At 38.9% G+C, this 21639-nt stretch carries 13 protein-coding genes, 2 tRNA genes and 1 pseudogene; 2 read left to right on the forward strand and 14 right to left on the reverse strand.

Features of this window, described 5'->3' with window-relative positions; translation table 11 throughout:
* From A3G3_RS0108955 to A3G3_RS14070, 4 genes and pseudogenes are all read right to left on the reverse strand, one after another.
* Window positions 1-350 (reverse strand): annotated as a pseudogene (locus tag A3G3_RS0108955) (hypothetical protein); the annotation flags it as partial.
* Window positions 351-483: 133 nt separating this feature from the next.
* Window positions 484-909, reverse strand: a complete 426-nt coding sequence (locus tag A3G3_RS0108960) for a hypothetical protein (protein ID WP_019520189.1) — start codon at window positions 907-909, stop codon at window positions 484-486.
* Between the two features lie 40 nt (window positions 910-949).
* The gene (locus A3G3_RS14770; protein WP_019520190.1) at window positions 950-2137 is read right to left on the reverse strand and encodes an alpha/beta hydrolase family protein; all 1188 of its coding nucleotides are present in this window, start codon (window positions 2135-2137) and stop codon (window positions 950-952) included.
* A 719-nt stretch (window positions 2138-2856) separates the two neighbouring features.
* Window positions 2857-3210 carry a hypothetical protein gene (locus A3G3_RS14070; protein ID WP_019520192.1) on the reverse strand — a complete coding sequence of 118 codons (354 nt, stop codon included), beginning with the start codon at window positions 3208-3210 and terminating at the stop codon, window positions 2857-2859.
* Between the two features lie 155 nt (window positions 3211-3365).
* On the opposite strand from A3G3_RS14070, the gene A3G3_RS14935 reads away from it, so the two are divergent.
* Window positions 3366-3446, forward strand: coding sequence for a transposase (locus tag A3G3_RS14935; RefSeq protein ID WP_156802147.1), 81 nt, complete (start codon window positions 3366-3368; stop codon window positions 3444-3446).
* A 211-nt stretch (window positions 3447-3657) separates the two neighbouring features.
* On the opposite strand, the gene A3G3_RS0108985 is transcribed toward A3G3_RS14935, so the two are convergent.
* From A3G3_RS0108985 to ndk, 7 genes are all read right to left on the reverse strand, one after another.
* Window positions 3658-3733, reverse strand: a tRNA-Lys gene (locus A3G3_RS0108985).
* A 90-nt stretch (window positions 3734-3823) separates the two neighbouring features.
* A complete protein-coding gene (locus A3G3_RS0108990) occupies window positions 3824-5806 on the reverse strand; it encodes a MacB family efflux pump subunit (RefSeq protein WP_019520194.1) in 1983 nt (660 codons plus the stop codon).
* A gap of 49 nt (window positions 5807-5855) precedes the next feature.
* Window positions 5856-7157 carry an efflux RND transporter periplasmic adaptor subunit gene (locus A3G3_RS0108995; protein ID WP_019520195.1) on the reverse strand — a complete coding sequence of 434 codons (1302 nt, stop codon included), beginning with the start codon at window positions 7155-7157 and terminating at the stop codon, window positions 5856-5858.
* Between the two features lie 270 nt (window positions 7158-7427).
* On the reverse strand, window positions 7428-9887 hold the full coding sequence (gene lon, locus A3G3_RS0109000) for an endopeptidase La (protein WP_019520196.1): 2460 nt from the start codon (window positions 9885-9887) through the stop codon (window positions 7428-7430).
* A gap of 255 nt (window positions 9888-10142) precedes the next feature.
* A complete protein-coding gene (locus tag A3G3_RS0109010) occupies window positions 10143-11168 on the reverse strand; it encodes a cell division protein ZipA C-terminal FtsZ-binding domain-containing protein (RefSeq protein ID WP_019520197.1) in 1026 nt (341 codons plus the stop codon).
* Window positions 11169-11415: 247 nt separating this feature from the next.
* A complete protein-coding gene (locus A3G3_RS0109015; RefSeq protein ID WP_019520198.1) occupies window positions 11416-15180 on the reverse strand; it encodes a chromosome segregation SMC family protein in 3765 nt (1254 codons plus the stop codon).
* Between the two features lie 204 nt (window positions 15181-15384).
* On the reverse strand, window positions 15385-15816 hold the full coding sequence (gene ndk / locus A3G3_RS0109020) for a nucleoside-diphosphate kinase (protein ID WP_019520199.1): 432 nt from the start codon (window positions 15814-15816) through the stop codon (window positions 15385-15387).
* Between the two features lie 175 nt (window positions 15817-15991).
* Here ndk and A3G3_RS0109025 point away from each other — a divergent pair.
* Window positions 15992-16068: transfer RNA gene (locus A3G3_RS0109025), tRNA-Ile, on the forward strand.
* 132 nt (window positions 16069-16200) lie between these two features.
* Here the strand turns inward: A3G3_RS0109025 and A3G3_RS14075 are convergent.
* From A3G3_RS14075 to pnp, 3 genes are all read right to left on the reverse strand, one after another.
* Window positions 16201-17166, reverse strand: a complete 966-nt coding sequence (locus tag A3G3_RS14075) for a TaqI-like C-terminal specificity domain-containing protein (RefSeq protein ID WP_019520200.1) — start codon at window positions 17164-17166, stop codon at window positions 16201-16203.
* 57 nt (window positions 17167-17223) lie between these two features.
* Window positions 17224-19320, reverse strand: a complete 2097-nt coding sequence (locus tag A3G3_RS13565; protein WP_019520201.1) for an Eco57I restriction-modification methylase domain-containing protein — start codon at window positions 19318-19320, stop codon at window positions 17224-17226.
* A 117-nt stretch (window positions 19321-19437) separates the two neighbouring features.
* Window positions 19438-21558: a polyribonucleotide nucleotidyltransferase gene (gene pnp, locus A3G3_RS0109035; RefSeq protein WP_019520202.1), complete on the reverse strand. Its 2121-nt coding sequence runs from the start codon at window positions 21556-21558 to the stop codon at window positions 19438-19440.
* Window positions 21559-21639: the final 81 nt, after the last annotated feature.

Here is a 21639-nt window from a genome sequence, read left to right on the forward strand (position 1 = left end):
TGTAATTTTGGGATATTATTGATTAATGATGAGCAATAGATTTGCGTGCAAATAACTTGTTCACTAAGCAATTGATAGTTAACAAATTGTTGTGAAAAATGATAAGCAGATTGCTTTAACCATGTTTGTAAAAAATCTGTGTTATTTGAGTCAATGAGTTTTTGATACACTTGTTGTCCAATTTGGTCTATACCATTACTTGCAAAGATACCATCTTTCCAAAGATAGGATTTTTGAATAGATTGGTCAAATTTGGCTTGTAACTGATAGTCGCTATCAAGCCCAAAATTTCGGGTATCACTTGCTAGAATAATACTGTCTTCTGATTGAATGGCGATAATAAAGGTCATAAAAACTCACAGGTTGTAATAGAAGTGTATGGCGTAAATTACTACAAATTAGGGTAGTCATAAAATTTTTGCAATTTGGTTATCCGCTCAAATATTTCAATGAAACGCTTTTTTACGCCATGAATTATCTGACCTAAGGAATTACTAGCTTAAACTCTTTAGTTTGATAAGTCCTTTTCAAGATAGAATTAAAAGCAATATAACACTTTATCTCTGTACCACTCGGAATTTCTATATAATCATTTGTATAACAATCATTTGCAGAATTTTTTGCACAAGAAAAAAGACTGACCCGTGATGTTAAATCGTGTCTATTCATCTTGTCTGCTAACCCAGTGATTATCTGACCAGACTTTAAATGATTGGTACAATGAAATTTACCTACTTGATATTGCGAAAGTTCATCTATCTGCTTTGCATTAAGTCCAGAAAATTTAATCACGAAATAGACATGTTGATATTTTCTTTCAAAATCTTTTGCATCTACAACTGTAAAAGTCTGCGTACAACCTGTTAATAAACAGCTACTTAAAAGTAAATAGGTAAAAAACATCTTCATTATTTATAAATCCTTTTTAAATTATGCAGTTAATTGAATATTACTGAATTTTTTTGATTTCTCGTAACAAAATATCCGCTGCAGAAAGTGTATTATTTTCAAAACACTTAGTTATAAACATTTTTTCAGCTTCACCATGGTGAGCTTGTGATGTATAGTTATATTTTGCTTTTTTCATCTCATCGTTATTCCAGCGACCACCAAGGTTAGCTATTGTGTCATCATCTTCATTGCTTTGAGGTTGTGAGTATATATTGACCCAAATTTTACTAATAGGTTTAGGCTCGAAAACATAAATAGCGGTTCTTATTACAGTAGGAGAGATACCAGGTACTGGCACATAAGCCTTACTAGCTAGTTGCCCTACAGGGTCAAGCGTAATCAGACAATTGACAGTACAGATTTTCTTATCATATAACTCTTTTGCTAAACCTGCTACATTCCAACCACCAAGGCTATGTCCAACTAGATTAATCTGTGTTTTAGGTTCATTTTTTAAAATCTCTCGAATATCTGATAGTAGGTTATCTAATACTTTATTATTGTATTTTTTTCCAACACTATAATCAGTATAAGCCTCTTCATAACCATAGTATTTAGTTTTAGCAGTAGGAATATTTAAAATTTTACTGCCAAAATTATTTAGACACTTTTGCATTATGTAAGTTGGTGAAACTAGCTTATTTAGAGGAGGTTCCAAAAACTCATATTTGTCTGCTGCTCCACCCACAAAAGCAGTAAAGCTGGCTTTTGGCTTATCTCCTAAATTTTGTTTCTTTTGAGTATTATCCTCAGTGCCATTAGTACCTTTCGTTAAAGAAAATTTATGCTCTGAAACTTTATTTTCGTATTTATAATACCAATCGGCATTTAAAGTTTGGAGCAATATCTTTTTGTTACTCTTTTTATTTTTCTGAAAAATGTTATACGTTACACGACCTTCTCGACTCCCCGAGCTATCCTCTTTAATTTTTAAATAATCATAAAAAGTAAATAAATTGTATTCATCAGTAACATATGCCAATCGACCACCATAATTAGACTTTGGCTCAGGTGAAAAGCTACTAGAAAATGTTCTAGTACGTTCTTTTACAAATTCTGCCTTATTTGAATAAGCAAACTGTCTATAAGTTACTTCATAACTTAAATCATCTATTTTCCAAATAGGGTCTATTAATATGCGAAGTTTAGTGATGCGATTTTTATTTGGTTGTTTACCGTTTGACATATAAGTTTCCTACCTAATCTTTGAATGTTAATCAATACCCAAAACATGAATAAAGTATTCTTTTTCAACCCTATCATGAAGTATAGGCGTTTTCCCCTCATCATCAAGCACCCCCATACTCACTACATCACCTGTTTCATCATATAAAATATAATTCTTACCTGCCAATGGATTACCTGCATCATCTTCNATATACTCAGCAACTTTTATCGCCCCATCAATTTTATGTGGACAATCTTTTCTAGATATAGCCTGATCTTTCACATTATCAGGGTTTGTGCTATTCAAGCCTTTGGTTACTTCCCAATAATTACGTATTACCTTGGCTTCATGACGATAAATCCAATTAATACTTTTATGCTCAGCAATTGTTATAACCCCCTTATTTGTTTGCTGATGAATACTAATGAAAGCCCTACCACTTCTATCATTTAGCGTTCCAAGTAATTTGACTGCATGCTTGGCTTTAGCTTTATCAAATAATAAAAACTCGCTAGTATCAACCGCCAACCAGCCTTTTTCATTTTGCTTAGGGTTTGGTTTAAATTCTCCTGTAAATTTAATGGCTTGAAACGATTGTATACCACCGCCTGCTTGCATATAAGCAAATGGTGTATAAACAATCGTGTAATAAAACTTGGCGGATTTTATAGAATCTCTAATCATTAACCTAAATTGGACGTAGATATCTTCTAATTTATCAGTCATCAATTAGCTCTCTATTTTTCTACCATGTCAAAGTCAAAATTCACATCTAAAACATGAATAAAGTATTCTTTTTCAACCCTATCGTGAAGTATAGGCGTTTTTCCCTCATCATCAAGCACCCCCATACTCACTACATCACCTGTTTCATCATATAAAATATAATTCTTACCTGCCAATGGATTACCTGCATCATCTTCCATTTTAAAATGTAAGTTATAATTCCCTACTTTCGGTAATTTAGGTACAGAAAATTGCACCCCCTCCCCGTCTAAAAGCTCATGCTTACTCGCCTTCACCTTAAAAATATTTGGCGTCGTAATAAACACCCCTTCAGGCGTAATTTTTATCTCAGAACCTGCTACCATATTATCCTCTTAAATGTGAAAATCTTGACTAACCCAAACATCTGTGCTGTTTATCTGATAAAATATAGGCTGTAAATAACTTAAATAATACTGCATCCAGCTAATATTATCAATAAATTGGTGTCTTGCAATAATCGCCTTTTTTAAATTTTGCAATAAGACTTCCACCTTATAGTCCTGACCTTAATGCTATTGAAAATATTTGGGCTTGGATTAAGCAGAAACGTAAGGATTAGCAGTTAAATTGTATTGATTCCCTATTCTTTTATTTGATGTGGATTTGTACCATTTTTTAATTTTTTTTACTATAGAATAATATTGTCTTCTGATTGGATGGCGATAATAAAGGTCATAAAAACTATTCATCTTGAGTTTATCAAAAGACACGTTTAATTTTTTCTTAATACAACAAAAAACCCTTTCTAATTAGAAAGGGTTTTCAAATGATGGTGGATCGTCCGCGACTCGAACGCGGGACCAACGGATTAAAAGTCCGCTGCTCTACCAACTGAGCTAACGATCCAATGAGTGCGTATTATACGGATATTTTTTTGGATTGCAAGTTTTTTTTGCAATTTTTTCAAAATTTTTATCCACTTTTAACGTTTAGCCGTTATTCACCACCGCTTAATGCGTCCACAGGATTAAGGCATGCAGCGTTACGAGCAGGGATAAACCCAAACACGACACCAATTAGTGTAGAACAGACCACGGCTGCCACGATAGATGCGGTGGAATAAATCACTTGGAATTTGCCACCGCCCAAGCTGTTAATGGTATAGCCAATCAAATACGCAAAACCAATCCCAAGCAATCCACCCAAAATGCACACCAAAATCGCTTCTATCAAAAACTGTTGCATGATATCCGACTGTCTTGCCCCAACTGCCATACGCACGCCGATTTCACTCGTGCGTTCAGTAACAGACACGAGCATAATGTTCATCACACCAATACCACCGACAATCAATGAAATGATGGCAATCGATGAAATCAACAGCGTCATGGTGGTGGTGGTAGACTCAATGGTTTGGCGAATAGAATCCGCATTTTGGATACGAAAATCGTCCGTGCCATGGCGTTGCTCAATTAACTCGCTCACCGCTTTTTCGGCAACACTAGATGACACGCTGTCCTTAATCAGCACCACGAACGCATCTACGTTATCTTTGCCAAGCATTTTTCGCATGACGGTGGTGTATGGCATATAGATGGTTGGCGTGTCCGAGCTTGGACCAAAGGCTTTTTCCGATTTTTCCAACACGCCAATCACCCGAGCAGGGGTACTGCCAATCAACATGATTTTGCCGACAGGGTCTTCACCATTGGGAAAAAATGAATTTACCGCATTGTCATCCAAAATAATATCTTGGGTCATGGATTTAATATCAGTAGTACTAAAGTTTTGTCCACTTTTAAGTTTTTCACCTATCACGCTCAGATACCCTTCACCAACGCCACTCACATTCGCAGACACTTCGGTATCACGGTAACGAGCAGTAACGCTTGTACCGATTTGTGGGCTGACGCTTTGTACATAGGGCTGTTCGGCAACGGCATTGGCATCGCCATCGGTCAAGTTGTCATCGTGATAACGACGGCGTGGGTCACCAAATTTATAGCCGTCTCGCACGGTAAGTGTGTTTGTGCCAAGTGAGCTGATATCGCTTAAAATTTTTTGTTGCGAGCCTTGCCCAAGTCCGACCACCGACACCACTGAGGCAATGCCAATGATAATTCCTAGCATGGTTAGTAGCGTTCGCATCTTGTGAGCTTTCATCGCCAATAACGACATTTTAAAGGCTTCGCCCAAACGGTCTAAAAACGCCCAAATACCTGTTTTTTTGGCAAAACTAATCGCTTTATCCGATTGTTTGGCAGGCAAAGTTTGATTGGTATAATAATCTTTTAAGATATAGCCGTCTTTGATTTCAATAACTCGTTCGGCTTGCTCGGCAATACTTGGGTCATGGGTTACCATGATAATCGTATGCCCTTTGGCATTCAAATCTTGTAAAATCGCCATAACGTCTTTACCAGATTTGCTATCCAACGCCCCTGTCGGCTCGTCCGCCAAAATCACATCACCGCCATTCATTAAGGCACGAGCGATAGACACCCGTTGCTGTTGACCGCCAGAGAGCTGGCTTGGGCGATTTTGGGTTTTTTCGGCTAAGCCCAAATCCGCTAATAATTTAGTCGCTCGCTCATCTCGTTTATCACTTGGCATACCTGCATACACCGCAGGCACGGCAACATTATCTCTTGCATTAATGTCACCTAACAAATGATAACGTTGAAAAATAAAACCAAAATGTTCACGGCGAAGTTCAGCAAGTTCGTCCGCAGTGAGTTGGCTAACGGATTTGCCATAAATTTTGTAACTGCCTGCAGTGGCTTGGTCAAGACAGCCTAAAATATTCATTAAGGTAGACTTACCAGAGCCTGACTGCCCGATGATTGCCACCATTTCGCCTTCATAGATAGTTAAATCAATGCCGTGCAACACACGAATTTTTTCTTCGCCTGCAGGAAATTCTCGGATAATTCCGCTCACTTCCATAATCGGATTTTTGGCGGTAGTTGAATGTGTCATTTAATGATTATTCTCACATTTTTATTTTTTTTAAATTTATTTTTTAATATTACATCATCGGTGGACGGTTGGCATTGCGTGTTTTTTCACTTGTTGCTTCGCTAATCACCACTTTTTCACCTTCTTTTAAACCCGATAAAATTTGGGTATTAACACGATTAGACACACCAATTTTTACCGTTTGTTGTTTTAAACTACCGTTAGCTTGCACCACTTGGACATAGTGTTGTTGTGGGTTTTTTGGGTCAGTTTTTACCGCAGATGCAGGTACGGCGAGGGCATTTTCTACTTTTTCTTCCACGATGTACACTTGGGTAGTCATGTTAATGCGTAACTGCCCTTCGCTGTTTGGTACATCAAAATAACCCATGTAATAAATCGCTTCATCATTGCTGTTGCTACTATTGGCGGTGGTATTCTCAGGAGCAGGTTCAATCGCTTGCAATGTAGCGGTAATTTTTTTGTCGCTGTTACCAATGATGTTAAAGTACACAGGCATCCCAGGTTTTAGGTTAATCACATCGGCTTCGGAGATTTTGGCTTTGACACGCATGGTACTCAAATCCGCCAATGTGACAATGGTCGGTGCAGTCTGATTGGCGTTCACCGTTTGACCTTGCTTGGTGGTTACCGAAATCACCGTGCCGTTCATCGGAGCGGTAATGCGAGTGTAGCCGAGATTTTGTTCAGCGGTGTTAACTTCGGTTTGTGATTTTTTAATGGTCGCTTGGGCAGTGGTGATATCTGCTTGCCCTGATAATAGATTGGCTTGGGCAGTTTTAATCGCTTGTTTAGCACTTTCAACGTTGGCTTGGGCAGTTTTTAGTGCAGTTAAAGCTTGTTCTACTTCTTGTTTTGATACCGCATTGCTATTGGCTAAACCTTGCAAACGGTTATACTCGCTTTTGGCTTGGCTTAACGTGGCTTCACGACTGATTAAATCGGCTTTGGCAGTATCCAAACTGGCTTGACGTGTTGCTAAATTCGCCTTGCTACTTTCAAGATTGGCTAAACTTTGTTGTAAAGTTGCTTGTTGATTGGTCAGATTATTTCGCTGAGTAACAGGGTCAATTTGGGCAATCACATCACCTTTTTTTACCACATCACCCACGTCCACATACAAGTTGGTCACTTCGCCAGACACTTGAGCCCCTACGTCCACCATGTCTTTGGCTTCAATTTTGCCAGATGCCATAACGCTATTTTCAATATCCATGCGTTCAGCGGTGGCAGTGATGTGGTTCGGGAGTTGTGGTTTTGGTTTTAAAAAATAATACGCAACGCCGACAATGGCGAGTAGAACCAATGCAATCATCACAAATTTAGTGTATTTTTTTTGAGTTGCGGTCATGATAATGCCTAGCACAAATGAATGAAAGTGAATAGAAAAATTAACAATTAGAAAGTTATCAAAACAGATAACACAATAAAAAATTGGAATGATTAACTATAAAACTGGATTAAACAACAAAGTTGTATTATAAAGTATGGGTTTATCAGAAGTTTTGTAAAAATGTAATGTTTTGGTAAAATTATCAACGTAAATAGCAAAAAAGCCAACCCCAAGTTTGACTTTTTTATTTTAACGATAATTATTGATAAAAATTATTTTTAAAAAAAATTAATTTTTTAGGGCTTTTTCTCCTGCCAAATCCATTGCCAAATTTGTAGGTTTTAACGGTACAGGCGGTTTAACAAAACTCGCCAAAAATACATCATCAATCGTTTCTACAGGTTGAATGGTTAAGCCTTGTTTTACATTGTCAGGGATATCCACCAAATCTCGCTCGTTGGCTTTTGGGATTAACACGTGCTTGATACCACCACGGTGAGCGGCGAGCAGTTTTTCTTTTAAGCCACCGATACGTAATACTTTGCCACGTAACGTGACTTCGCCTGTCATCGCAATATCTGGACGAATAGCAATGCCTGTCATGGCTGATGCCAAAGCAGTGGTTAACGCAATCCCTGCAGACGGTCCGTCTTTGGGGGTTGCCCCTTCAGGTATATGCACATGAATATCCGTGCCTTTAAAGTTCTCGTAACTGATGCCCAAGGCTTCGCCACGAGCCCGCACCACGGTCATGGCTGCACGGATAGACTCTTTCATCACATCACCAAGCGAACCTGTAAAATTCAGATCACCTTTGCCTTGGGTTGCTACCGCTTCAATGGTAAGTAGTTCACCACCGACTTGCGTCCACGCCAACCCTGTGATACGACCGATTTCAGCCTCTTGCTCCGCCAAGCCAAAATCATACGGTTGCACACCCAAATAATCATTGATGTTATCTGCAGTTACGCTGACGGTATCCGCTGTTTTACGGTTGCGTTTTTTAGTTTTGGCTGGTTTTTCCTGTTCCACGTTGGCTTTCACCACTTTACGTGCGATTTTGTTAATTTCACGCTCCAAATTTCGCACGCCTGCTTCACGGGTATAGCGTTGCACAATGGCTTGAATGGCATCGGTAGTAATGTCAACTTCATCATTCGCCAAACCATTTTGTTTCACCGCTTTTGGCACAAGGTATTTATCAGCGATGTTAATTTTTTCGTCTTCGGTATAACCTGACAAACGGATAATTTCCATACGGTCAAGCAACGCAGGCGGTATGTCCATGCTGTTGGCAGTACAGATAAACATCACTTGCGATAAATCTAAATCCATATCAAGATAATGGTCATTAAAACTGTGATTTTGCGACGGGTCAAGCACTTCTAACAAGGCGGACGCTGGGTCGCCACGAAAATCTTGTGCCATTTTGTCTATTTCATCAAGCAAAAATAGCGGATTTTTCACCCCAACTTTTGCCAATGATTGCACGATTTTACCCGGCATCGCCCCGATATAAGTACGTCTGTGTCCACGAATTTCCGCTTCGTCACGCACACCGCCTAACGCCATACGGATAAATTCTCGCCCAGTCGCTTTGGCAATACTCTCACCCAAAGACGTTTTACCTACCCCCGGTGGCCCGACAAGGCATAAAATTGGTCCTTTGAGATTATCCACCCGAGATTGCACTGCCAAAAATTCCAAAATACGGTCTTTCACATCTTTTAAGCCATAATGATCGGCATCAAGCACCGCTTGGGCTTTTGGTAAGTCAATGTTCACTTCGCTGGCTTTTCGCCAAGGGGTGTCCAAAATCCATTCAATGTAAGTACGGACAATTGCTGACTCTGATGAAGCAGGTGGCATCATTTTGAGTTTACGCAGTTCGTTGTCGGCTTTTTTTCGCACGTCATCAGGCAAATCAGCTTCTTTAACTTTGTCTGCTAACTCGTCTATGTCGTCTTCATCGCTTGGCAATTCAGGTTCGCCATTTTCTTGACGCATGCCGTTTAACTCGTTTTTAATGGCTTTCATTTTTTCATTTAGAACGTATTCACGGTGGTTGCTTTCTAGCTGATTACGGACTTTTTCTTGCAATTCTTGTTCAATGTGTTGGTCGGCTTCTTGTTTAACCAAATAATCCGTTAAATTTTCAAGATTGGTTTTTAAGTTGTCATTTTCCAAGAAGCTTTGTTTCACATCAATGTCAAGCGATACACGTGTTGCGATAAAATACAGCAGTTCTTCCAAACGCTCAACTTTTTCGGCAACTTTTAATAATTCTCTAAAATTGCGTAGGCGAGATTGGGCGTATTCGGCAAATAATGCCAACAGCGTGTCTTTATATTCTTGTTGTTGGGCTTTGCTAATTCGGCTTTTGTTGGGTTTTAGCATAGCGTGAGCGATTAACACTTCGTCATGCACGTTGCTCACGTCTTCTAATTTAGCACGGTGTAGGCCTTCAATCAGTACTTTTACCGCATTTTTGTCGCTTTCGTGGGGCATGGTGCTGATAATGCGACACACCGTACCATATTGATACAGGTTGTCTGGGCTGATGTCTTCAAACATGGAGTCTTGTTGCGTGATGACAAAAATTAAGCCATCATGCTCTGACTGGGCAAGCTCCACCGCATTGACCGATGCACTACGACCGACAAATAACGCAATCTGCATATAGGGATACACCACCACATCTCGCAAGGCAACGAGCGGTAGAGTTTGGATTTCGCTAGGATTTGGCATAATCATTCCTTCCATTTTCATGGTTTGCTTTTATATTGTACAAAGGCATTAGTGGCGGTTTTTTTCAAAAATGCAAGGTGTTAACCAACGGATTTTGCAAAAAGCCTGTTCAAGCATTTTCAAAGAAAGTGAGTAAATTAGTCGCACCCGACCTTATCAGCCTTATTTAAATTCAATAAATTGACAAAAAAATAAGTTGGCAATCAAGCCAACCTAATTTTGATATAAGTTTTATGTGTTTGGTTAAAAACACCATCATTTAACAAAATTCACCGCAATTTCTCGCATTTCTTGCACATTTTCTTTGTTAAGCGGTTCGCCTGTTTCATCATAAAGACTCGCCTGCAAATCATGCGACAACAACCCAGAAATACTCATCATACTATCAAAACCACGCGATGCTTCAGGATGTGGCAAGGATACAAACATCACCAACCCTTTCACATATTGGTTCGGCAATTTGTTCAAATCAAACGGTAAAATCCCCTCTTCTGTCACCATCATCACGCTAAACCACAACAGCCCCGTACCGTCTTTATTAGCATAACGGTGGAACATATTCATCGCCCCAAATTTTAAGCCATATTTGTCAAATAATTTTAACAAATCACGCCCAAAAATCCGTGCAAATTGTTCGTCTGGGAACAAACTAATGTTGATATTTTGCGTCGCATGATTCAGTGGACTGTCTTGGTCGTTATCAATTTGAGCTTGGATATGACTATCCAAAATCGGACTGCTTTCGCTAAAGCCTTCTTTTTTCAGCTTGCGTTCGTCATAAGTTTGCACCATTGGTGTGATGGTTTCGGTCGCATTCGCCAACGCACTAAACGCATCGTCACTATTTGGTGAATCCGCCACTTGAGCTTGGGCTTGTAGTTGTTGCAAGGCTTGATTTTTTTCGTTCGCTAGTTGCTGATTTCGTCGTAGGGCTTGCTGCTCTGACTGGCTAAGATGATGTTGCAACTCATGACTGCTAATTAATTGCAAGGTTTCAAACGTTTGATTTTCATCGGTTTGATTGAGCATTACATTTTGCGTTGGCTCGGCTAATTCGGTATTTTCTGCAGACAACGTAATATTTTTTTCTTCATCAGCATCAGGGTCGGGACGTTGATGACGTGGCAAAATCGGCAAGCCGTCTTTATCCGCGGTTTCATCGGATAAATCTTCTAAATGCTTGGGCTGGTTAGCATTTTTTGCCGAAAACAGCAACACATACGCACCCCACACGATAGCGACTACCGCCGCCACAATTAACAAAAAATTCATCACGGTCATAATCAATCCTTAAACCCAAATATGCTAAATTTAACGAAATAATTAGCGAAAAATTGGCACACAGCAAAAAGCCAACTTTTATTTAATATTAAACAAAAATTTGGCAATCAATAAAGTGCATATAGTACCATGCCTTGCGGTTTTGGGCTACCAAAAAGCGACATAAAACCACAAATTTTGCCAATTTTTTCGCATTTTTTTTGCCAAAATTTGCGTAAAGTTGTTAAAAATGGTTACCAATCCGCCCTTATACCACCTTACCCTGCTCCAAATATTCCGCCACATTATTCATATCCACGCTGACAAGCCGTGAAATCCCTGCATTTGGCATGGTGACGCCTTTAAGTTCGTCCGCCACTTGCATCGCTAATTTATTATGACTGATAAAAATAAATTGCACATCTTTGGCTAACTCATTGATAAGATTAGTAAAACGTGCCACATTGGCATCATCAAGCGGGGCATCCACTTCGTCCAACACACAAAACGGTGCGGGCTGTTGTTTAAAAATCGCAAATACCAAACTCAGTGCCGTCAAGGTTTTTTCACCCCCCGACAATAACGCCAAACGGCTATTTTTCTTACCCTTAGGCTGTGCCATGAGCTCTAATCCCGACTGCCAACTGTCATCTGCCAGTACCAAACTCGCCTGACCACCGCCAAACACTTGCACAAATAATTGATTTAAATCAATATTAACTTGATTAAGCATATCCATAAATAATTGTTTGGTTTGACTGTCAATTTGGGTAATCGCTTCTCGCAAGGTATCAATACTCGCCGTCAAATCGTTCACCTGCTCCGCCAAAGGCGACAAGCGTTGGTTAATTTCGTCCAATTCTGCCAGCGCCGTATGGTTCACCGCCCCAAGTTGTTGCAGTTTTTGCTGTAACTGGTGCAAGGTTCGCTGTTGGGCATCTACATCATTCATGCTCAACAAAGGTTGGCTTTTATTAGGCATTGCCACACCTTGAGCCGTCCGTTGTTCTGCAATTTGCTCAGCACGTTGGTTAATCAGTGCCAATTCAGTTTGTTTATCGTAGCCTTGTTGTTGTAGGATTTGTAGATGCTGTTGCTCAGCTTGCAGTCGTTGTTGCTGTTGGATTTTTTGCTGTTCTAATTCAATCAATTCAGCGTTAAAATCTGCCAAAATCAATTCACTTTCTGCCAAGCGTTGCTCACACACGCTGAGTTGCTCGGCAAAAGTCGGTAATTTTTGTTGCAATTCTGCCAAAGACTGGATAAATGTTTGTAATTGTTGCTGTTCACGTTGCTGTTGTGCGTGTAATTTTTGCTGATTATCCGCTTGATGTTGCTGTTGCAATTGGGCTTTGCTTAACTCTAGGCTTAAGGCATGATATTGATTTTCATAACCTTTTTGCTCGGATTGTCGTTTGGCTAAATCTTGGTCAAACGTTTCTCGTTGCTGAATTTTTTGGCTTAATTGTGGCTGAATATCGGCTAATTGTTGGCGAATGTTGGCTTGTTCGGCTTGATAGTTTTGTATCGTTTGGCTAATTTCTGTTTGTTCATAAAATAAAGAATTTAACTCATCGGCAAGTCGCTGTTTTTCATTTTGTAATTGGTTAATTTCATGTTGATATTGCAATTGCTCATGGCTAAGTTGTTGTTTTTGTTTGTTTAATTGCAACAACTCATTGCGACTGGCTTGGTCTTGGGCTTGCCATTCTTGCAACGCAATCATTTCTTCTTGCACTTGATTTGCCAAACGTTGACAAATCGGCTGTTGTTTTTTAATCAAATTTTGTAAAGTTTCAATGCGTTGCTGTTGGCTAAAATATTGACTCACCGCAGGGATTTGTCTGTTCCTATCACTAGATTGTCCCCATGCCAAGGCGTGTAAATCCAAGCAAAAATGCTGATGAAGCAATAAAATTTCATCATTTTCGCCAAACAATAACAGCCAATCTGTCGGCAAAAACTGCGGTAATTGCTCAATTAATTTAAAGAAAACATCAGGATTATTAACCAAATTTTGCTGATTAATAGGGTGCTTTAACAGCCAAACATCGGAAAAAATCGGCAAATTTGGCGATGAAAACAACGCATTTAACCGCACCCAATCTTGCGTTTCTAGCGTGTTTTGTGCATTGTGTTGTGTATTGTTTTCTGAATTGATTTCTAAGTTGTTTTGAAATTGTGCCAACTGTTTCACAAAAAACGGTTCAAAGAATACCGCTTGTTTACCAAACATCGCCCCAATATCAAATGAAAAATTATCAAGCAAGTTTTCACTATCTTGCGGTTGAGTCGGTGTTAATATCAGCCATTGTGCCAATATTGCCAAACATTTATCCAGTTGTTTGCTAAATAATTTGCCTTGCTCACTCAAAGTTAACTGGGTTAATAACAGTTGAAAATCCACATTGACAAAGTTTTGTTTGTCAACTTTGCCTTGTGTTTCAGCGATTTTTTGCAAAAATTGCTCATGTTCCTCTACCAACTTTTGTAAGGTTTTTTGCTCAGTTTGCCATTGTTCTTCTTGTTGCTCGGCTTGGCGATGTTGACGTTGCAAGCTGTCTAATACATCGGTTTGGTCGGCGATTTGTTCTTGCCGATGAATGATGGCATTTTCCAAACGATGTATTTTTTCGGTGAGCATGACAATGTTGCGTTCGTCAAAGTCAGCGTGTTTGGCATATTTGGCATCGTGTTGCTTTCGTTTTTGCTCAAAAATGGTTTGATTTTTTTGGTGTTGTTGTTGACGTTGAGCGATCCTATCGGCTTGTTGTTGGGTGGTTTTTAGCAAATTTTCCACAATGGCAAGTTGCTTGTCATACTCTTGTTTTTCTTTATGTAATTCACTGATTTCATTGACTATTATTTGGCGTTGTTGCTGGCTTTGCTGTTGGCGTTGTTGTTGTTCTGCGATAATTTTTTGTAATGTAGCCATCTCATTCGGCAAGGTTTGCAAACGTTCAGCATGGGCGTGTTGTTCGCTGATAACTTCGGCAAGTTGAGCGGTTAAGGCTTGTTCCGTTTTGGTCAATTCATCAATTTTTGCTTGCTGTTGAGCCAGTAGATGTTGCTGTTGTTGGTACAGAGTTTGAGCTTCGTGTTGCTGTTGCCAATGGCGTTGATACAGGTTTTGCTGTTCTTGTTTTGCTAACTGTTGTTCATAGATTTTTTGTTGTAACTGCTTGCCTTGTTCAGTTAATTGATTAACAAGTATTTGATTTTCTTCAATTTTTTGATTTAAGCCTTGTTGTTGATCAAGCAAGTTTTGGCGTTGTTGCCATACTTGCAATGTTTCATTAATCAATAATTGTTTGTTAATTTCATCAATCTGTTGCTGATACGAATTGGCCTGTTGGGCAGTTTTTGCTTGTTTTTCCAGCCGTTTTTGTTGAGCCGTTAGCTCGCTGGTCATGTCATGTAGGCGATTAAGGTTGTCACTGGCGTGGTCAAGCTGTTTTTGGGTTTCTTCACGGCGATGCTGATAACGAGAAACGCCTGACGCTTCTTCAATGAATTCTCGCAGCTGCAAGGCATTGGCATCAATAATCCGCCCAATCATCCCTTGCTCAATCACCGCATAACTTCTTGCCCCAAGCCCTGTCCCCAAGAACACATCCACCACATCACGGCGACGCACTTTTGTGCCATTGATAAAATAATCCGACTTGCCATCTCGGTTCATCTGACGGCGTACCGACAACTCATGATACAGATTCAACGGATGATGAATACCGCCTCTGCCACGGGCTTGGTTAAAAGGGTCATCCGCTTGGGTATGTTCAAAAACCAGCTCCACACTTGCCAAACTTTTGGCAGATTTTTCCTGCGTGCCTGCAAAAATCACATCGCTCATCGCCCCGCCACGCAACTGTTTGGCAGAACTTTCCCCAAGCACCCAACGAATGGCGTCAATCACATTGGATTTGCCACAGCCATTAGGCCCGACAATCGCTGTAATATTGTGCTTAAAATCAAAAGTTGTCGGGTTGGCAAAAGATTTAAAGCCTGATAATTTGAGTTGTTTTAAACGCATGGTTGGATAATTTTTTTAGGATTTTTCTAAAAAGTATTCGTAATTGTGGCATTGGAAAAAACAGGCTATTTTAACATTTACCCTAACATTTGCCAAAAATAATTTGTGATAAAAACAAAAAAAAGCGACCGAAAAATTTTCAATCGCTTTTTATTGGATAATTTTTAATTAAAAATAATAATTAAAATAAATTGTAATCAAAAATTAACGGGTGCGTGGGCAAACTTCGTTGTCTGCAAAGAAATATGCAATTTCACGTTCAGCAGACGTGGTGCTGTCTGAACCGTGTACCGCATTTTCGTCAATGCTCGTTGCAAAATCACGGCGGATAGTGCCTTCGGCTGCATCTTTTGGATTGGTTGCCCCCATAATATCACGGTGAGCCAATACCGCATTTTCACCTTCTAATACAGACACAACCACAGGACCTGAAGTCATGAATTTGACAAGGTCGCCATAAAATGGACGTTCTTTATGCTCAGCATAAAAACCGCCTGCTTTTTCGTCATCTAGGTGTAGCATTTTTGCTGCAACGACTTTGAGACCTGCTTTTTCAAAACGGGTATAAATTTCACCGATATGGTTGCCTGCCACTGCGTCAGGTTTGATAATAGAAAGGGTGCGTTCAATTGCCATGATAAATTCCTTAAAAATAAAAGTGAGTAAAATAGCCACGTCGCATAAGTTTTGGCTATTTCTCGGCTATTATAACGCAGTCTAAATCTAAAGTAAAAGATAAAAATGTGTAATTTTTATAAAAAAATTATTGCAAAAAATTTTTTTTAGGGTATGATAGTACGTCTAAATAGTCGGGCCTATAGCTCAGTTGGTTAGAGCAGAGGACTCATAATCCTTTGGTCCACAGTTCAAGTCTGTGTGGGCCCACCAAATTTAAACCTTGTAAATATTTTTTTTGCAAGGTTTTTTTATTTTTGATAGGGTGGGCTACGCCCACCATAACGTACAATATTTTGAATGGTGGGTGAAACCCACCCTACGTTTTTTTTGATATCTCTCACATCACGCCATTTGTAAGATTTTTATTTCTTCGTCATCAAGTCCATACAGTTTATACACCCGCTCATTAATTTCATCATCTATGGCACGGATTTGGTTTTGTAGGTTGGTTACTTTTTGGTGTTCGGTGGTGAAGTAGTCTCGCCATTCTTTGCGTTTGGCTAGGGGGATTTGGTGTTTTTGTTTTTTGAGTTCTTTTTGTAGGGTGTCAAAGTCGGTTTCGTGCCAGTTTTTTAGGGTTTTAGTGAGGTTTAGGTTGGTAAATTCTTCGCTTAGGGTTGCCAAAAAGTCGGTACAAGCGGTTTGTAATGCTTGGTTTAAGCTAAGCATTTGGTCGGCGAGAGTGATAAATGGCGTTTGTTCGTTTTCTAAAATGGTTGGAACAACAAATTTTTCAAAAAATGTATGCTTCATTCTTACGCCAGTATCGCCCAATCCGCCACCGCCGTAAATATTTTTGACCGCATAAAAGAATAATTTGCTATTAAAAATCGCCAATAAAAATTTTAAATTTTTTCCTGTAATAATTCGCCCTGTGTCATTACAAAACATTGTTTCGGTTGAATAAGCAAAACACGGATATTGTACAATTTCTTGATAAATAATTTTTTCATTACTAAAATTATCAATATAGGCACAATTTCTTAAATTATAAGGCGTTGCACCTTTATCAGAACGTTTTTCCAATTTATCATAAAATTGATTTAAAAATTCTTTTAAAGTTGGATAATTTTCAATATCAATTCTTGGCGTATTTTTATAACCATTATGCACATTAATTAAATAAAGATTTTGATAATCAATAGAATATCGTCCAATATCACGCCCACGCAAAATTGGTTTGATGAGTTCAACGTTTTTATTATCTTTGGCAATCAATTCATTTTTGGTATTTTCATCAATAATAAAAGCGTCATTAAATCCTGTTTTAATGCCGTAATTGATTTCAATATCCCAATCTCTCAACATTTTGCCATTCTGTTCAATTTTTTGTTTAATGGATTGTTCAATATTTGATGAAATTGTCTAAATATCATCATTTTGTGGAAATATTTTCAACATTAAATGTTCAATATTTTCAAAATCACGGCGTTCTTCTTTTAAAGTAATGGCATTAAATTCATTATAATTTCGTGCATTTTTTTCAAAAATTAAAATATTTGAATCAACGGTTGCACTTTCAAAAATACCAGAACCCAAATCCATGAGTAAAATTGGATTGGTTTTTTGTGTTAAAAATTGGCGTAATTTTTTACCATAATTGGCACGCAACCATTTATTTGACGTAATAAAACCCAATAAACCATTATCTTTTAAAATATTATGAGCCAATTCATAAAATAATACATACAAATCGCCTGTTTTTTCAAAGGTTTGATAATTCAGTTTTTCTAATTGATTGGACGTATCTTTTAATTTTTGTAATTGCACATACGGCGGATTTCCCACGACCACATCAAAACCACCCTTTGCAAAAACTTGCGGAAACTCTTTTTCCCAATCAAATGCCTTATCCCCCGCCACATCCACATCATCAATCAGCGAATTACCACACTTGATATTTTGATTTAGATTAGATAATTTGCGATGCGGTTCAGCCGTGCGTAGCCACAGGGACAGTTTGGCTATTTCCACACTTTCAGCGTTAATATCCACCCCAAATAAATTATGCTCCAAAATATGATTTCGCACTTCTTGGAACACAAGCCCACCGCCAAATAATTTACTCTCCAACTCATCAAGATAAGCGTGCTCGCTGATTAGAAAATTCAAACTTTCGTTTAAAAAAGCCCCCGAGCCACACGCAGGGTCACAGATGGTTAAATCAAGTAACCACGCTCGATAATCTTTGAGTTTTTGCAATAATGTTTCTTGGGTTTTCTTTTGACGTTTTTTATCGGTGATATAATCTTCATCATTGAGATTTAATTCACGTTTTTTATCATCGCATAGCTTGCCAATCGTATTTTGGATAATGTAGCTGGTGATATATTTTGGGGTATAAAATACGCCGTCTTTTTTACGTTTGGTGGATTTTTTGTCAATCTCCTCGCCATTAAGTTCAGCTTTAATTTCATCAATTTCATTTAAGCTGTTTTCAAAAATATGCCCTAAGATATTCACATCAATCTCACTGGCAAAGTTATAATCAGCGATTTTTTTGATGTGTTTGGATAAAATATCGTCAGAAATAATTAAATTATCCAAGATTTCATCAGGTTTAAACAGTCCGCCATTATAAGCAAAAATCTCGCTATGTTCATCTTTATAGCCTGTATTTAAAAAGTGAAAATAACGTTTTAATTGGTCATAGACGCTAATCGGCATTTTTAAGTCTTTGAGTTTTTGCCATTCAATCAGCATGGTATGAGCGGTATTGGCGGATAATAAGCCACTGTCTTCAGCAAAGAAAATAAATAATAGACGGTCTAATAATTTTTGGGTTTTGGCGAATAATTCTAGGGCATTATATTGGGAATTTTTGGCACACAAATCAGCGAATAATGCACGCTTAAAGGCGGAATAATCTTGATATAGAGCGTGTGTGATTTTTTCTTCTTGGGAGATACTTTCGGATTTTAATTTAAGCGGTAAATCGTTTAATAAATTCTCCGCTTGTAGTAATAAATACAACAGTTTAAACGCTTCAAAATCCAATTTAAATAAATCAAATTCTAAATATTCCACCGCATTGTCAATATAAAAACGGAGTTTTTGAAAGTTGGACGTGATAACATAGCGACAGGTCGGATGATTATTTTTATAGCCAAAAGCTTGGGCTTCAATCCGAGATAAATCAGTAACATTCATGCCTTTTAATTCAATCACGGCAATGGCTTTATCATTTTTTAAAATTGCACCGTCGCATTTTTTTGCCCCTTTTAGATTTTTAAATTCAGTGGTCAAATTATAATTATCCGCAGGATTTAACATATAGCCAAATATTTGTACGAATAAATCTCGTAAAAAGCCCTCTTGATATTGTTCTTCTTTTGATGTGCGGATATTATCTTGAATGGTAGGATTATGAAAATGGGCGGTAAAGTTGGCGTAAGCAGATTGCACCGCATCAGGGCTTAAACTTTTGGTATATTTATCAATAATGATGGATTGGAATAACATGAAAATTTCCTAAAAAAAATAAACACAATCATAACAAAAAAGCAGTGAAAAATCTTTTTTTATTCAAAAAAAATCCCCAAACCGAAATTTGGGGATTTTCTGCAGATTTAAACCAACTTATTCAGCAGTTGGCTCAACACTGGCTTGAGTTTGGTCAATGCCTTTCATGGTCAATTTGATACGTCCACGATTGTCAATATCTTGTACCAACACATTGACGATTTGATCTTCTTTTAGCACATCGGTAACATTTTCCACACGAGCATCGGTGATTTGTGAAATATGCACCAAGCCATCGGTATTTGGTAAAATATTCACAAACGCCCCAAATTCTGCCAAACGCACCACTTTGCCCGTATAAACTTTGCCAACTTCTACTTCCGCCGTAATGGCTTCAATTTTGACAATCGCAGCTTTGGTTGATGCTTTGTTTTCACCAAAAATACGGATTGTACCGTTGTCATCAATATCAATCACCGCCCCTGTTTCTTCGGTTAATTGGCGAATGGTCGCACCGCCTTTGCCAATCACATCGCGAATTTTTTCAGGGTCAATGTCAATCACCGCAAAATTTGGTGCGTGAGCGTTGATTTCTTTACGGCTAGTTGCCAACACTTCATTCATCGCATTTAAAATGTGGATACGTCCTGCATGGGCTTGATGTAGGGCTTTTTCCATGATTTCAGGGGTAATGCCTTCAATTTTGATATCCATTTGCAAGGCAGTAACACCGTTTGCAGAGCCTGCCACTTTAAAGTCCATATCGCCTAAATGGTCTTCATCGCCCAAAATGTCCGACAATACCGCAAAACGCTCGCCTTCTTTTACCAAGCCCATCGCAATACCTGCAACTGGGGCTTTTAATGGCACACCTGCGTCCATTAACGACAATGACGCACCACAAACAGAAGCCATTGATGATGAGCCGTTAGATTCGGTAATATCTGACACCACACGGATAACATACGGGAAACGCTCATTTTCTGGTAACACCGCTTGCACGCCACGGCGAGCCAAACGACCATGACCAATTTCACGGCGTTTTGGTCCACTATCACGCCCTGTTTCGCCCACCGAATAGCTTGGGAAATTGTAATGTAGCATAAAGTGGTCTTGTTTTGTGCCTGCCAACGTGTCCACCAAGTTTACATCACGGGTATTACCAAGGGTAGTTGTAACAAGGGCTTGCGTTTCGCCACGAGTAAACAACGCTGAACCGTGTGTATAAGGCAATACCCCCACTTGAATGTCCAACGCACGCACCGTTTGCAAATCACGACCATCAATACGGGGTTTACCTGATAAAATATTATCACGCACGGTACGATATTTTAACGTTTCAAATAACGCTTTGATTTCTTTAACTTTATCCGCATAATCTTCAGCCGTTTCATCGCCTGCCAACGCTAACGCTTCTTTTTGTAATTCATCAAGGCGAGCGTAACGGTCTTGTTTTACGCTGATGGTATAGGCTTGTGAAATACTTTCGGCAAACTGTGTTTGTAATTGATTTTGCAAACTTTCATTGACCGCAGGCGGTACAAATTCGGCTTTTTGCACGCCAACTGCTTGAGCAAATTCATTAATCGCATCAATGACGATTTGTTGTTGCTGATGACCGTACAACACCGCACCGAGCATTTGGTCTTCTGACAACTCTTGGGCTTCTGACTCAACCATTAGCACCGCAGATTTTGTCCCTGCCACCACCAAATCCAACGCACTTTGTTTCATTTGTTCAAAGTTTGGATTTAATACATATTCGCCATTGATAAAACCAACACGAGCCGCCCCAATCGGACCATTAAACGGAGCAGACGAAATCGCCAACGCCGCAGATGTACCTATCATGGCTGCAATATCTGCATCTTGCTTTTTGTCTGACGAAATCACCGTCGCGGTAACTTGAATTTCGTTGTAATAACCTTCAGGGAATAGCGGGCGTATTGGACGGTCAATCAAACGAGATGTCAGCGTTTCAAGCTCACTTGGGCGACCTTCACGCTTGCCATAGCCACCGGGGATTTTACCTGCAGCGTACATTTTTTCTTGATAATTTACCGTCAATGGAAAAAAGTCTTGACCTTCTTTGGCATCATCTTTTACCACGACAGCGACCAACACCGACACACCGCCCATATGCACCAATACCGAATTGGCTTGGCGAGCAATACGACCTGTTTCTAGCGTAACTTGTTGATTACCATACTGAAATTCTTTCGTTGTGAGATTAAACATAAGTTTCCTTAAATCTTAACTTAATTTATTAAAAAGCGTGATGAATAAATTGTGATAGCCCCTAATATTAAACTTCTTTTT

This window comes from Moraxella boevrei DSM 14165 (assembly GCF_000379845.1).
Classification (GTDB): Bacteria; Pseudomonadota; Gammaproteobacteria; order Pseudomonadales; family Moraxellaceae; genus Faucicola; species Faucicola boevrei.

What these genes read in the sequence shown, in the direction of transcription:
- A3G3_RS0108960 (WP_019520189.1), bottom strand. Translation starts at nt 909, where the DNA reads ATGAAGATGTTTTTTACCTATTTACTTTTAAGTAGCTGTTTATTAACA.
- A3G3_RS14770 (WP_019520190.1), bottom strand. Translation starts at nt 2,137, where the DNA reads ATGTCAAACGGTAAACAACCAAATAAAAATCGCATCACTAAACTTCGC.
- A3G3_RS14070 (WP_019520192.1), bottom strand. Translation starts at nt 3,210, where the DNA reads ATGGTAGCAGGTTCTGAGATAAAAATTACGCCTGAAGGGGTGTTTATT.
- A3G3_RS0108990 (WP_019520194.1), bottom strand. Translation starts at nt 5,806, where the DNA reads ATGACACATTCAACTACCGCCAAAAATCCGATTATGGAAGTGAGCGGA.
- A3G3_RS0108995 (WP_019520195.1), bottom strand. Translation starts at nt 7,157, where the DNA reads ATGACCGCAACTCAAAAAAAATACACTAAATTTGTGATGATTGCATTG.
- lon (WP_019520196.1), bottom strand. Translation starts at nt 9,887, where the DNA reads ATGCCAAATCCTAGCGAAATCCAAACTCTACCGCTCGTTGCCTTGCGA.
- A3G3_RS0109010 (WP_019520197.1), bottom strand. Translation starts at nt 11,168, where the DNA reads ATGACCGTGATGAATTTTTTGTTAATTGTGGCGGCGGTAGTCGCTATC.
- A3G3_RS0109015 (WP_019520198.1), bottom strand. Translation starts at nt 15,180, where the DNA reads ATGCGTTTAAAACAACTCAAATTATCAGGCTTTAAATCTTTTGCCAAC.
- ndk (WP_019520199.1), bottom strand. Translation starts at nt 15,816, where the DNA reads ATGGCAATTGAACGCACCCTTTCTATTATCAAACCTGACGCAGTGGCA.
- A3G3_RS14075 (WP_019520200.1), bottom strand. Translation starts at nt 17,166, where the DNA reads ATGTTGAGAGATTGGGATATTGAAATCAATTACGGCATTAAAACAGGA.
- A3G3_RS13565 (WP_019520201.1), bottom strand. Translation starts at nt 19,320, where the DNA reads ATGTTATTCCAATCCATCATTATTGATAAATATACCAAAAGTTTAAGC.
- pnp (WP_019520202.1), bottom strand. Translation starts at nt 21,558, where the DNA reads ATGTTTAATCTCACAACGAAAGAATTTCAGTATGGTAATCAACAAGTT.